The sequence below is a fragment of the Microbacterium marinum genome (assembly GCF_014204835.1).
Lineage (GTDB): Bacteria > Actinomycetota > Actinomycetes > Actinomycetales > Microbacteriaceae > Microbacterium > Microbacterium marinum.
In genome coordinates this window covers 1,661,473-1,675,357 of sequence record NZ_JACHMD010000001.1, presented here as the reverse complement: position 1 = coordinate 1,675,357, position 13,885 = coordinate 1,661,473, and the positions used below count along the sequence as shown (strand labels likewise).

At 72.5% G+C, this 13,885-nt stretch carries 7 protein-coding genes; 2 read left to right on the top strand and 5 right to left on the bottom strand.

Annotated elements, in window-relative coordinates; genetic code table 11:
- Positions 1-77 precede the first annotated feature (77 nt).
- On the bottom strand, positions 78-1,199 hold the full coding sequence (locus tag BKA24_RS08020; protein WP_184216837.1) for a S16 family serine protease: 1,122 nt from the start codon (positions 1,197-1,199) through the stop codon (positions 78-80).
- A 126-nt stretch (positions 1,200-1,325) separates the two neighbouring features.
- On the opposite strand from BKA24_RS08020, the gene BKA24_RS08015 reads away from it, so the two are divergent.
- Positions 1,326-2,735, top strand: a complete 1,410-nt coding sequence (locus BKA24_RS08015; RefSeq protein ID WP_184216835.1) for a zinc-dependent metalloprotease — start codon at positions 1,326-1,328, stop codon at positions 2,733-2,735.
- Positions 2,736-3,525: 790 nt separating this feature from the next.
- Here BKA24_RS08015 and BKA24_RS08010 read toward each other — a convergent pair.
- On the bottom strand, positions 3,526-5,238 hold the full coding sequence (locus BKA24_RS08010; RefSeq protein WP_184216833.1) for a UvrD-helicase domain-containing protein: 1,713 nt from the start codon (positions 5,236-5,238) through the stop codon (positions 3,526-3,528).
- Positions 5,235-6,134: an NAD(+) diphosphatase gene (gene nudC / locus BKA24_RS08005; protein WP_184216831.1), complete on the bottom strand. Its 900-nt coding sequence runs from the start codon at positions 6,132-6,134 to the stop codon at positions 5,235-5,237. Before nudC ends, BKA24_RS08010 begins: the two co-directional genes overlap by 4 nt.
- A 64-nt stretch (positions 6,135-6,198) precedes the next feature.
- Between nudC and BKA24_RS08000 the strand changes: the two genes are divergently transcribed.
- A complete protein-coding gene (locus tag BKA24_RS08000) occupies positions 6,199-7,446 on the top strand; it encodes a protein kinase family protein (RefSeq protein WP_221417297.1) in 1,248 nt (415 codons plus the stop codon).
- A 4-nt stretch (positions 7,447-7,450) separates the two neighbouring features.
- Here BKA24_RS08000 and BKA24_RS07995 read toward each other — a convergent pair whose 3' ends face one another.
- Together BKA24_RS07995 and BKA24_RS07990 are read right to left on the bottom strand one after the other, a co-directional pair.
- Positions 7,451-10,738 (bottom strand): ATP-dependent DNA helicase, encoded by a 3,288-nt coding sequence (locus BKA24_RS07995; protein ID WP_184216828.1) that lies wholly within the window; start codon positions 10,736-10,738, stop codon positions 7,451-7,453.
- On the bottom strand, positions 10,735-13,809 hold the full coding sequence (locus tag BKA24_RS07990; RefSeq protein ID WP_184216825.1) for an ATP-dependent DNA helicase: 3,075 nt from the start codon (positions 13,807-13,809) through the stop codon (positions 10,735-10,737). The genes BKA24_RS07995 and BKA24_RS07990 overlap by 4 nt, the downstream gene beginning before the upstream one ends.
- Positions 13,810-13,885: the final 76 nt, after the last annotated feature.

Genomic DNA, 13,885 nt, shown 5'->3' with positions numbered 1-13,885 from the left:
TTTCATCCTAGGCGGGGCATACAGCCGCCGGACGTCGCGGCCCTGCGCTCACGGCGTAATCGCAGTCGCCGGCGCGCTCACCCCGCGGCGCAGCGCGGCAGCTCGTCGACACCCTCACCAGAGCGGATCGCCTCGAGGGCATCGAGCGAGTCCTCCAGGGTGGCGACGGAGACGACGCGGAGGTCGCCCGGGATGTGACCCACGACCTCGTCGCAGTTCTCCTCCGGGGCGAAGAAGTAGTCGGCCCCGGCATCCTCGGCGCCGTACAGCTTCTGACGGATGCCGCCGATCGGTCCGATCGCGCCAGCGGCGTCGATGGTCCCGGTGCCGGCGATGTGCTCGCCGCCGGTCAGCTCGCCCGGGGTGAGGGTGTCGATGATCCCGAGGGCGAACATCTGTCCGGCGCTGGGTCCGCCGATCCGGTCGAGCTGGATGGTCACATCGATCGGGAAGTCGTAATCGTGGCTCGTGGTGACCCCGATGAGCCACACGGTCTTCCCGTCGTCCTCGGTCCGTGTCGGCGTGACCGTCTCGGTGACGTCCTCGCCGGCGCGCCGGACCACCAGGGAGACGGGGTCCCCCTCCCCGGCGTTGATGACGTCGCGCAGCTGCTGGGTGGTCTCGATCGCCGTCCCGTCGGCCGAGACGATGCGGTCGTCCTCCTGCAGGATGCCGGCGGCAGCGGAGTCGCGGCTGAACCCGTACACGCTCACGTGCGGGCGGACGTCGTATCCGAGCTCGGTCAACGCGGCGGCCGTCGCCTCCTTCTGGGAGTCGACCATGAGGGCCGCGCTCTCCTCGTTGCGCTGCTCGGTCGTCGTGCCCTCGGGGTAGATCTGCTCGATCGGGAGCACGGCCTTGGCCGGATCGAACCACGCCATCGCGAGTTCGAACCACGACGGCGTCTGCTCCCGGTTGCCGATCACCTGGACGGTCGTCAGATCGAGCGAGCCCTCCGCGGGATACGTTTCGGCCCCCGAGATCGAGATGAGTGGGACGTCCTCCCCCTCGGCGTTCTCCGCGCTGCCCAGCGTGTTCACCACGGGGCCCTGCCGCTGGATCACGTATGCCGTGGGGAGGAAGGTCAGCACCAGGAGGGCGACGAGCGCCACCGCGAGCGCCCAGACGCCGACGGAGGCTCGTCCGGAGAGCCGACGCCGCGGGGCGGGGGCGGGAGTGTCATCGACGAACAGGGACACGCGGAACCTTCTTCCGTCGCTCGTTCGCGACCGGCGTACACGGGACGGCTCCCGCTCGGACCGTGCGATGGAAACCCGCGACTAGCGTAGAACCAGATCTCGCCCCTCTGCTGAAAGGCGCCTGACATGACCGATGACGACCGACCCGGCGACGACGATCTCGCCGAGATGCTGCGTCGACTGCTCGGCGGCCAGGGCGGCATCGATCCCGAAGAGCTCCAGCGCCTTTCCGGCGGGGCGATCGACCCCGCGATGATGCAGAACGTGGCCCGGTACCTCCAGGACGCCATGTCCGGAAGCGATGACGGCATCGACTGGTCGTCAGCGCGCACGCAGGCGCTCCACATCGCCAACCAGGACGGGCTCGGCATCACCGCCGGTACGCGTCAGGACTTCGATCAGGCGTTCACCCTCGCAGCCCTGTGGCTGAGCGAGGCCACCTCCATCTCTGACCTAGCGACGCCGCCGCGCGCCATCACCCGCGGCGAGTGGGTCGAGTCCACCCTTCCGGTCTGGCAGGAACTCGCCGAGCCCGTGGCATCCTCAATCAGCGACGCCCTGATGTCGGCGCTCGAATCGCAGACCCCCGAAGAGATGCGGTCGGCGATCGAAGGTGCCGGGCGGCTCATGCGACGCGTCGGCGGCGCGCTGTTCGCCGGTCAGCTGGGCGCGGTGATCGGACGGCTCTCGCTCGAGGTCGTGTCCGGCGGCGACGTCGGCATCCCGCTCATGCCGGACGGCGAGGCGACGATCCTCCCGCAGAACTTCGCCGACTTCGGCCGCGACCTCGAGATCGACCACGATCAGCTCGCGCTGGCACTCGCCACCCGGGAACTCGCGCACGCTCGACTGTTCCGCCACGCTCGCTGGCTTCGCCTCCACGTGATCTCCCAGATCACCGACTTCGCGCGCGGCGTGCACGTCGACGTCGACGCCCTCGAAGAGATGGCATCCCGGTTCGACCCGTCGTCGCCCGACGAGCTGCGCGCCGCCATCGAGAGCGGCGCACTCCTGCCGCAGCGATCGGAAGCCCAGGTCGCCGCACTGACGAGGCTCGAGAACCTCCTCGCCACGATTGAGGGGTGGGTCGACGTCGTGACCGCGGACGCGCTGACGCGTCTCCCGGCCGCGGACCGAGTCGCCGAGACCGTCCGACGTCGTCGCGCCGCCGGCGGCCCGGGCGAGCGCGCCATGGCCTCCCTCGTCGGGCTCGAGCTGCGACCGCGACGCCTGCGCGAGGCCGCGGCGATGTGGCGAGCCGTCACCGACGCCGTCGGCGCCGCCGAGCGCGACAGCCTGTGGGACTACCCCGACCTGATGCCGACCGCCGAAGACATCGACGACCCCGCGGCGCTGGTCGCGCGTCTGCAGGCGCGCGCCCGCGGCGAGGAGCCCGAACGCGACGCCTTCGACGACGCGCTCGCGGCACTGCTCGACGAGGAAGCGGACAGCGGCTCATCGAGCCCCGACCCGGCCGAGCGCGCGGACGACCCCGACGACGAGGCGGAAGGACCGGCCGGCCCGCGACCGGTCTGACCGCCTCCTCCCCCGTCGGGCTCACCCGCCGCGCGACGTCCGCGCTGTGGACAACCACGACCATGCGGCCGGTCGCGGGATGAGAATCGCGGCATGCTCCGTCTCGCCGCCTCGCACCCGCCCCTCTGGCGAACGCCGTCCACCGTCCAGCTCGGCCCCGACGACACGAGACCGTTGGAGGGCGTGAACCCCTGGCAGGAACGTCTCCTGGACGAGCTCGTGACCGGCATCCCCGACGCGCGCTTCGCACCGCTCGCGCGAGAGCTCGGCGCGAGCGACGACGAGGCGGCATCCTTCCTCGACCGCATCCACGACGCCCTCGCCCCCGCTCCCACCCGCCCGACGCCGGTGCGTGTCGAGCTCCCCGTCGACCTCCCCCGCGACGACGAGGCGACGCTCGTGGCCGGTCTCACGGCCGCCGGGGTCGAACCGGTCGAGGTAGAGCGCTGGGCACCGGCGGAGGCAGGCGAGCGCCTTCCCGTGCTGCTCGTCGCCCACCACCTCGCCGACCCGCGGCGGACGGCTCGCCTGGTCGCCGACGACGTGCCGCATCTTGTGCTGGAACTCTCCGGAGAGCGTGTGCAGGTGGGCCCCCTCGTCACACCGGGCGCCTCGGCCTGCCTGGCATGCGTCCACGCGGCCCGGCGCGACGCCGATCCGGAATGGCCCCTCGTCGCCGCTCAGCTGCTGGGCCGCCCGGCCCCGCCCACGGCGCGAATCCTGCTGCTGGAGGGCGCCATCCTCGCTGCGCGCCTGCTGACCACCGGCGAGACCGGCCGGTCCGCGGTGCTCACAGCCGAGGACGCCCGCCGCGACTGGCGCGAGCACCCGCCTCACGCACAGTGCCTGTGCCGATCTCCTGAAGGAAACGCGACCGCTGACGCTCCCGTGCGCCCGATGCCCGCGACCAGCTCAGTGACAGGCTTCGCGCGGCCCGCGTGATCCCGACGTACGCCAGTCGCCGTTCCTCGTCGACCTGCTCGAACGTCGTGGCATACGAGATCGGCAGCAGCCCCTCGTTCATCCCGATGAGATGGACGTGATCCCACTCGAGACCCTTCGCAGCGTGGAGAGTCGCCAGGGTCACCGTCTGAAGCGCCGGTTCGTGCTGCGCCTTCGCCCGCGCCGCCAGCTCATCCGTGAAGGCGCGGAGGGTCGTTCCTTCCGGCGCGTCTTCCGCGAGGCGGAGCACCGCCGCTCGCGCCTCCCAGGAGTCGCGCAAGGCCCCGCCCGCGGGCGGCGGGTCGTCGGTGAGTCCGAGCGAGCGGAGGACGTCTCTCACGGTCGAGGCGAACGATCCCGCGAGCGGAGCCACCGACGCGCCCCGCAGCGCCATCAGCGCCTGGCGCACCTCCGGCAGATCCCAGAACCGCTTGCCCCCCAGGACCGTCGCTGCGATCCCGCGCGCCGAGAGCGCTGCGAGCAGCGGCGCCGACTGCGCGTTGAGCCGATAGAGCACGGCGATGTCGCGGGCGGCGATCCCGCGGGAGAGCTGCGCGGCGACGCGATCCGCGATGCCGCTCGCTTCGGCGGCATCGTCGTCGAAGGCGATCACCTCGGGCGCAGGACCCGGCTCGGAATCCGTCGCCAGGTGAAGGGCGCCGGGGCGCCCCCGCATCAGCTCGTTGGCCACCGCGAGCACGGCGGCATCCGATCGGTAATTCCGTTCCAGGCGCACGACGCGCGCGTCGTCGTACCGGGATGCGAAATCCAGCAGGTAGCGCGGGTCTGCACCGGCGAACGAGTACACCGTCTGCGACGCATCGCCCACGACGCAGACGTCGCGGCGGTCACCCAGCCACAGCTCCAGCAGCCGATGCTGCACCGGCGAGACGTCCTGGAACTCGTCGACGGTGAAGTGCCGGTACTGCTCCCGGACGGCGGCAGCCACGCGCGGCTCCGACTCGATCATGCCGGCGCACGCGAGGAGGACGTCCTCGAAGTCGAGCTGGCGTCGCTCGTCCTTGACCCTCTCGTACTCGCGCTGGAGGTCGACGAGACGTCCGATCGCGAGCGACGGGATGCCGTTGGGGCGCGCGGCGGCGTACTGCTCGAGCGACCGCATCGTCACCTTCCGCCACTCGATCTGCGACGCGACATCGCGCAGGGTGGCGGCATCCAGTCGGAGCCCGATGCCGTCTGCCGCCTGGCCGAGGAGGCGGACCTTGCTGTCGATGATGGCGGGGGCGGTATCCCCGGCCACCTGCGGCCAGAAGAAGTTCAGCTGCGCGAGCGCGGCGGCGTGGAAGGTGCGCGCGGCGACCCCCTCGATGCCGAGGCCGCGCAGGCGACCGCGGAGCTCCCCGGCGGCCTTCGTCGTGAACGTCACGGCCATCACACGACCGGGCGAGTACGCGCCGGTGTCGACGCCGTGCGCGATGCGATGGGTGATGGTGCGCGTCTTGCCGGTGCCCGCACCGGCGAGGATGCAGACGGGACCGCGCAGGGTCGACGCCGCCTCCCGCTGCTGATCGTCGAGCGCCGCGAGGGGGCTCTCCGTCACCGCGAGCTCCACCGCGTGATCAGGCTGCGGGCGATCGAGGCCGGTCCGGGCAGACGGACCTCCCCCTCGCCCGCGAGTCCTCGACGGACCTCGTCGCGGCTGAACCAGCGGACGTCGACGATCTCCTCGCCGTCGGGACGGGCCTCATCGTCGTCGATCGCGTGAGCGGTGAAGCCCAGCATGAGCGAACGGGGGTAGGGCCATGCCTGTGACCCGCGATAGCGCAGTCGGTCCAGTCGCACGCCCGCCTCCTCGGCGACCTCGCGGTGGACGGTCGTCTCCAGCGACTCCCCCGCCTCGACGAAGCCCGCGAAGGTGGAGTACACCGGAGTGTCGCCCCACGCCGCGTTCCGCCCGAGCAGCAGCCGTTCCCCGTCTGCGCTGGCGACGGCGACGATGACCGCCGGATCCGTCCGCGGGAAGTGCGTGCGCCCGCACGAGGGGCAGACCCGGGACCAGCCGGCCTGGGAGACCTGCGTGTGCGCGCCGCACGCGGGGCAGAACGGCGCGTCGATGAGCCAACGCCCGATGCTGAGCGCCTGGACGAACCGCCCCGCTTCGTCCGCCGGCAGATCGCCGCCGACGGCGCGGAGCGATGCCCACTGCCCCCGCGGCGGCGCCGGCTCCTCGGCGGAGGCCGATATCGCGGCGACGAGCATGGCTCGCCCGTCCGCGTCACGACCGAGGAACGCCCATTCGGCGCCGTCCGGCGCCTCGCTGGGAGCTGCGAGGGCCAGCGCACCCTCGTGGACGGGGGCACGATCGCCGTGGAGGAGCACGACGCGTGAAGACGGGTCGACGCGTGCGGAGCTCAGCAGCTCCTCGTCCATCCGCTCGTCGGCTGCGCGATCGATGACGGCGCGGGCGAGGGGCGGTGGGATGTCCTTGGTGGTCATCGAGGACCTCTCTTGCGGGCGTGGCGCGGATGCGTCACGGTGTGCGCGACCTACCCTTGGGGGCATGGCACGCTCTCCTCTCACTCTAGCCGCGGCGGCCACGGCGGCCCTTTCGTCGTCGTCGCGGAGCGGCGTCGCCATCGTCGGAGCAGCGCCCCTCTCCGAGGGCGGCGCCGGACGCTTCGACAGCGCCCTGCTGCACGTGGCAGACGGTGGTCGCCTCGTCGTGCGCGTGCCGACGTCCGACGACGCGGAGGCCGATCTGGCACGCGAGGAGAAGGCGCTGGCGGGTCTCACCATGGGCGTGCGCTCCCTCCTCGGATTCGCGGCCCCCGAAGTGCTCGGCCGCACTCGGCTCGGCGACCGTGTCGCCCGGGTCCAGACGCACCTCGCCGGGTATCGGGTGGATGCCGCGCACGTCCCGCCCGGTCGCGGCGTGGCGACGGCACTCGCGCACGCGATCGCTTCGGTCCATGATCTGCCGGCGTCGGTGGTGCAGGCGGCGGGCCTGCCCACGGCGACCGCTGCTCAGGTGCACACGCAGACCGAGGAGCTGCTCGATCGCGCAGAGGCCACCGGTCGGTTGCCGTTCGGGCTCCTGCGGCGCTGGAGCCGCGCGCTCGGCGCGGAAGCACTGTGGCGATTCGAGCCGACGGTGACCCTCGGCGGAGTCGACCCGTCCGCCTTCACGTTCGCCGACGACGACGGGGTCCCCGTCATCCGCGGTCTGCTCTCCTGGGCGGGACTTCGCGTCGGCGATCCCGCGGAGGATCTGCGCTGGGTCTCCTCCGCCCCCGATGCGCGGGGCGACGTCCTCGCGGCGTACGCGGCCGCGACCGACCATGCGCCCGATGCGATGCTCGGGGAGCGTGCCCGCCTGCACGCGGAACTCGAGTTCGCGAAGTGGCTCGTCCACGGGCACGAGATCGGGTCGGCCTCGATCATGGACGACGCCGTCGCCCTGCTGGATTCGCTCGACCAGAGCGTCCGCGACGAGCCGCCGATCGCCGCCGGCACCGTGACCGTCGACGACGCGATCGCCGCTCTCGGGCGCGTGCCGGACGGCCGCGCCGAGGCCATCGACACGTCGATGCAGACCGACGCCTACGACCCGGGCTCGATGGATCTCTTCGAAGACGAGGAGGAGCCCGAGACGACGACCCACGCCGCCGGCGACGCGGACCTCGAGACGGAGCCGATCGGGTTCGGAGACTGGACGCCCGACGAGGAGCCGGCGACACCCGACGACGACGACCGCGACCCGGGCGACGCGGCCCGCAACGCGCTTCGGCGCTGGACCGGCACCGCCTGAGCGCTCACGCCCGCAGGATCAGGTCGTCGCCCACGTAGAACAGCGCGACGTCGATTCGGTCGAGGGGAACGCCGTGCTTCGCGTGGTACGCCCGACGGTAGAGCTCCAGCTGGAGCAGGCGCTCCTTCTTCTCGGCATCGGTACGCGGCGGGCGCCCGGTCTTCCAGTCCACGATCTCGATGCGATCGCCGCGGCGGTAGACCGCATCGAGCTTGCAGATGATGATGTGCGGACGGCCGTCGCCGAACGGATCGGGGTCGGCGTAGTCGATCTCCGTCTCGACTTCGAGGGGCTGCAGGTCCGCCCACTCCGAGGCGAGGAAGACCCCTTTGAGCCGCTCGAGGTCGGCGGCATCGGGTGAGGCGGCATCCGCGTCGGAATTCTCCTCCCAGAGGGTGTCGTCGATCGAGCGGCCTCGGCCGGCGATACCCGACCGCTGCTCGACCCAGCTGTGGAACAGCGTGCCCAACCGGGTCTGCCGGTAGGGGCGCTCCGGCATCGGGCGCGCGGCGGCGTCAGCGGCGGCTCGATAGTCGGCCACGAAGTCCTTGAACCGCGACGCCGGCATGCGCGTGGGTGCCACCAGGTCGCGTCCCGCCGCACGCGCGGCTCTTTCCGCGAGGAGAAGCTCGAGATCGCGCGTGGGAGCCGGGCGCTCCGCTCCCCGCGCAGCGCGCACCCGCTCAGCTGCGTCGGTCACGCGCGGACGGCGGATGCCGAGCGGATCCATCGGCCAATGGAGAGTGGCCTGGGTGCCCTCGAAGGGGTTCTCCCCGGCATCCACGTCGTCCGGGAGGGCGATGCCGAGCTCCGCCGCGATCTCGCGGAGGAAGGGGCTGACCGCCCGCGGCTTCTTCGTGCCCGCCCATCCCGACCCGGTGAGCAGCAGGTGCTCGCGCGCCCGGGTCACGGCGACGTACGCGAGGCGCCGCTCCTCCGCCAGGTGGCGGGCACGGATGCCGTCGGCGTAGTCCTCGAACGCCGCTTTCAGATGCTGCTGCGACGGCGCGTCGCCGGCGCGCCACGCGAGCCTCGGAAGCCAGGCGTGATCTCCCCGGAAGGAGTACGGCAGGACGCCGAAGCCGAGCCATCCCTTGCCGTCCTGCAGCCGGGCGGGCAGCTCGTCCTCCACACCGCGCACGACGGCGACCGCGTCCCACTCGAGTCCCTTGGATCCGTGGATCGTGAGGAGCTGAACGACGTCGTCCTCAGGAGGCTCGGTCCGCGGTGCGAACTCGTCCTGCCGCTCTGCTCGGTCGAGCCACGCGAGCAGGGCACTGAGCGAGCCCCGGTCGTCGGTCTGCAAGAACCCCTGCAGCTCGTCGACGAAGGCCCGGAGCTGATCGCCGGCGGTCCGCGCTGGCCCCCGCGCCTCGTTCGCCGCCAACTCGACGTCGAGGCGCAGTTCGCTCTCGACGAGCCGGACGAGTTCGGGGATGGGCAGGGACGCCGCGCGCCGAAGACCCGCGAAGACGAGCCCCGCCTCGCGCAGTCGGACCCGCGCTGCCGCGGTGAACGGCGCCAGCCAGCCGTGATCGGGCTTCTGACGCGCGAGGAAATCGAGCGCGATGACGAGCGAACCCGCGTCGCCGTCGGCGGACGTGCGCATCGCCTCACGTACGGCGTCCGGCAGCGGCTGGAGGGCGGAATCGTGCCGGGAGAGCCGGGTGGCCAGCTGCGACAGTTCTCGGAGATCGGCGAGACCGATCGACCAGCGCGGGCCGGCGAGGAGGCGGATGAGCGACGAGCCGGCGCGGGTGTCGTCGATGACCCGGAGCGCTGACACCACGTCCACGACCTCAGGCGTCGACAGGAGCCCGCCGAGGCCCAGGATCCGGTGCGGGATGCCGCGTCGTCCCAGCGCGTCGGCGAATCGCACCATGTGCTTCTTGCTCCGCACCAGGACGGCCCCCGTCGTGGGCCGCCCCGCTGCGGCGCGCGCTTCACGGACTCCCTCGAACCAGGCCGCGACGCGATCGGCTTCCGCGTCGACATCGGGATCGACGGCGATCGCGACCTCTCCGCGCGGCGCTCCCGGCCGCGGACGCAGGGCGCCCACCGGCACCGGCGAGCTCGCCGCCAGCGGGGCGAGCACCGCCTTCGCCGCCCGCAGCACGTCGCTGCTGTTGCGCCAGCTCGTGAGAAGCGAGTAGTGCGCCGCACCGGCATCCCGCCCGAAGGCGACCGCGAAATCGCCGAGGTTCCCCGCGCTCGCGCCCCGCCAGCCGTAGATCGATTGGTGCGGGTCGCCGACGGCCATGACCGACGTGCCGCCGAAGACCGTGGACAGCAGGTCGGTCTGCACGACCGAGGTGTCCTGGTACTCGTCGAGCAGCACGACGCGGTAGCGCGAGCGCAGCTCCTCGGCGACGACGGCGTGCGCGCGCACGATCTGCAGGGCCCCGGCGACCTGGTCGGAGAAGTCGATCACTCCCTGACGCCGCTTCTCGGCGTCGTAGCCTCGGGCGAGGTCGACGAGCACGCCGAGTCCGCCCACCTTCTCGGCCGCCGTTCGCACGTCGGCGTACACGGTCGTGCGCGCCGAATCGCTCGGCCGCTCCAGCACGTCCTGGAAGCCGTCCGCGAAGGCGCTCAGGGCGTCGAGATCGACGAGATTGTCCACACCGTCCCGCGCGATGCGCAGGGCCGCATCGATGATCGTCGACGGCCGCTCGAGCCTCTCGGGGAGCCGCGGGTCGGCACTCGCGAACACCACCCGCCGCATGAGGAGCCAGGCTGCCGATTCGCTGAGGACGACCGCATCGGCGTCACGCCCCACGCGGACCGCGTTCTCCCGCACGATCCCGTCGGCGAAGCTGTTGTACGTGGAGACCGTGGGGCGGTCGAGGAGCGCGTCGCCGTCGTCACTCGTCGCCTGGACGGGCGCGAGGGCGTCCAGCGCGGCGATCCGCTCCGACTCCGTGGCGCCCGCCTGTTCGAGGGCCGGGAACACGTCGAGCCGCCCCTCTGCGTGGAGACGGCCGAGGTGAGGCAGGAGCCCGCGGCGCTCGTAGTCGCTCAGGCGCTGGAGGCGGCGGCCGATGCGCTCGGCGAGCTCACCCGCCGCCTTCCTCGTGAACGTGAGTCCGAGGACCTCGTCGCGTCGCACGAAGCCGTTGGCGACCAGCCACACCACGCGGCCCGCCATCGTCTCGGTCTTGCCACTGCCGGCACCCGCCACCACGAGGGCTGGAGCCATGGGCGCCGCGATGACCGCCGACTGCTCGGTCGTGGGCGGGAACTGTCCGAGCGCCGCCGCGAGCGCCTCCGGGCTGATGGACGAGGGTGTCATGATGCGCTCACCGCGCCGATCGTGTGGATGCGGCACAGACCGCGCACGTGGTCGTCACGGCAGTGCTCCTCGAAAGGCGCCTCGAAACTCGTCCTCCGCATGATCCGGATCGCCCCGTCGACCCGTGCGAGGAAGGCGGCGCGCGTCTCGTCGTCGAACGGCGGCTGGTGCGGCTCCGCGTAGGGCGCGTACCGCGTCTTCTTCAAGACGAGCAGCTTCGCGCCGCCACCGATCCCCCCTGCCACCTCGCCGATCGCGCCGCGTTCGAACGCCAGCTGATACGCGGCGAGCTGCGGGTTGGTGGCGACGGCCTTGTCCCCCGTCGCTTCGCTGCGGCCCGTCTTCAGGTCGACGATGACCACCCGTCCATCAAGGTGGCGTTCCACACGGTCGATGTACCCGCTCAGGACGGCCGGGTGCGCGGCATCCGGCAGAGGGATCTCCACCTCGAAGTGCGGTTCGGCGCTGACGAGCTCGACGCCGTCGCGTGCAGCCGCACGGAGGTAGGCGGCCAGTCGCGACACGAGATCGCGCGCCCGGCGCGCCTCGGACTCGCCGACCCAGGCCGCATCGAACTCGAGCTGACCCCACCGGTCGGCGACGAACTGCCAGAGCGCGTCCTCATCGGCGGACGTCGCCTCCTCCAGCGCGGCGTGCAGCAGCGTACCGAGACCCTGAACCGCCGTGCCCGGGTCTCCGCCGAGGTCGCCGATCACCCAGTCGAGCTGACACTGCTCGAGCGCGTGCAGACGCGACGGGGAGATCCGCAGCGGCGCGGTGTCGGGATCGCGGATGGGCTCGAGCGAGGTGGGAGGGGCCACGCCGTACCAGGTGTCGGGATCGGCACCCGCGACACCCGCGTCGGCGAGCAGGGCCAGCTGCCCCGCGGCGTGGACGCGCGCGGACTCCGCGCTGCGGGGGTCCGTCAGCGCACGGCGGTGCACGGCGACCAGACCGCGGAGGGTGAGCGGGTGCGCCGCCTCCGGGGGTGCGGGCTCCGCCGGCGGCAAGAGCTCGAAGAGCACGCTCGGCCCGGTGTCGTCGTCATCGACGGCGGTCACGATGACCCGGCTGCGCGCACGGGAGACCGCGCGCGCGAACAGTCGGAGCTCGTCGTGCAGCACGGTGCGCCTGCGGTCGACCGGATCCGGGAAATCGTCGCCCTCGGCGAGCCGCCAGGTGTCGAGCATGCCGCCGCGGACGCGGAGGTTCGGCCAGACACCGTCCTGCACACCGGCGATCACGACCGTGTCGAATTCGAGCCCGAGGGCGCCCGCGGGTGTCGAGACCTGCACACCCGCGGCCTTCGCCGAGGTCGTCAGCCGGTCTTCGGCCACGCCCGACCCCAGGACGGAACGGAGGTAATCCAGCGGCGTCGTGCCGTCCTCGCGCTCTCCGTGTCGCTTGGCCGCGTCGAAGAGGGATGCCACGGCGGACAGGTCGCGTCGGGCCTGCTCCGCCAGCGGTCCGTGCCCGTCCGAGAGCTCCCGGAGCTCGCGCTCCCGGCCCTGCTTCTCCCAGACCGTCCAAAGCAGTTCGTGCGCGGTCGCGCCCGCCGAGATCCCTTCGCGCACCGCCGCGACCGTCTCGGCCACCCGGGCCGCGCGTCTCGCCTCCGGAGTATCGATCAGGTCGAACTCGAGCGGATGCCGCAGCGCGGACTCCAGCACTTCGCGACCGGATCGCTCCCCTCCCGACGCCAGCTCGGCGTGCCGCAGCGCGCCGCGGAGGCGGCGGAGCTCGACGGGGTCGAGACTGCCGCCGAGCACGAGCAGGACGTCGTCGGCATCCCACTCGGCAGGTTCGCGCGCCGAGATGTCGACCACCTCCAGCAGGGTGCGGACGATTGCCGTGTCAGCGAGTGCTCGCGCGGGACCGATCGCACTCGTGGGCACGTCGCGCGCGGCGAGCTCGGCTTCGAGTGCGGCCACCTGGCGGGTGTCGTGCGCAATGACGGCGCAGTCCGACCAGTCGACGCCGTCGTGGACGTGGCGCTCGCGGAGCAGGCGCGCGATGACGTCGACCTCCTCCGCCGCGGAGCGGAGCGCGAACGCGCGCACACTCCCGTCCATCGCCGCGCCAGAGGGTGCCCGACGGTGAGCCGCCATGGCGGCCGCTCCGATGCGCGCCGTCACCCGTGCCAGCAGATCGCGCTGCGGCGCGGTCCCGCGGTGTGCACCCTCGAGGACGTGGGTCGTGGTGGCGAGGCGGGCGAAGTGCTCGGGTCGCGCACCGCGGAAAGACCCCGAGCCGACGTCGGGGTCGCCGAAGGCGAGGACGGCGACCCCTCGGCGCCGGAGCGCCTCCAGCAGCTCGACGCCCCCGAGCGTGAGTTCCTGTGCATCATCGACCAGGATGACCCGAAGTCCGTCGAGGACGTCCACCGACCCCTCGCCGAGGCGGTCGGCGAGGTCGACCGCCTCGCGCACGAGTCCCGCCGCGTCGCGGTGGGCGCCGCGCATCCGGGAGCGCACGAGCGCATACTCGCGCGCGAACGAGGCCACCGACGCCCACGCGTCGTGACCGGTGCGCTCCGCCCGCTCGGCCAGGTCGTCCGGGGTGATGCCGAGGGTGGTCATCTCCGCGAGGAAGGCGCGGAGCTCTGCGCGCATCCCGGCGGTCCCCCGAACCTCAGCCGACATCCATTCCGGCCATCGGGATGCCCCGTCGCGCTCGTCTTCCGCGTCGCCGGCGAGGAGGTCGGCGATCAGCCGGTCCTCATCGGGGCCGGTGAGCAGCCGAGGAGGCTCCTCGCCCCGCGCGACCGCGTGCGCGCGGACCAGCAGATAAGCGAACGCGGCGACGGACCGCGCCAGGGGTCCGCTCGTGGCCACGCCGACCGTGAGGGCGAGGGTGTCGCGGAGCGCCGTCGCCGCCGTGCGGGTCGGGGTGAGCACCATGATCTGCTCGGGCGCGACGCCCTGCTCGACGAGGCGGACGACACGCTCGACGACGGTCGACGTCTTGCCGCTTCCCGGGGCCCCGACCACGACGCCGGACGCGTCCAGCGGCAGCTCGATCACGCTCCGCTGCGACTCGTCGAGCGAACGCGGACGGAGTGGATGACCCATGGGCTCCACGGTAATCGGCCGCGCCGACACCGACCGCGCCGCGTTCGCCCACAGCGTGCCGGGCGGGGGCCGCCGC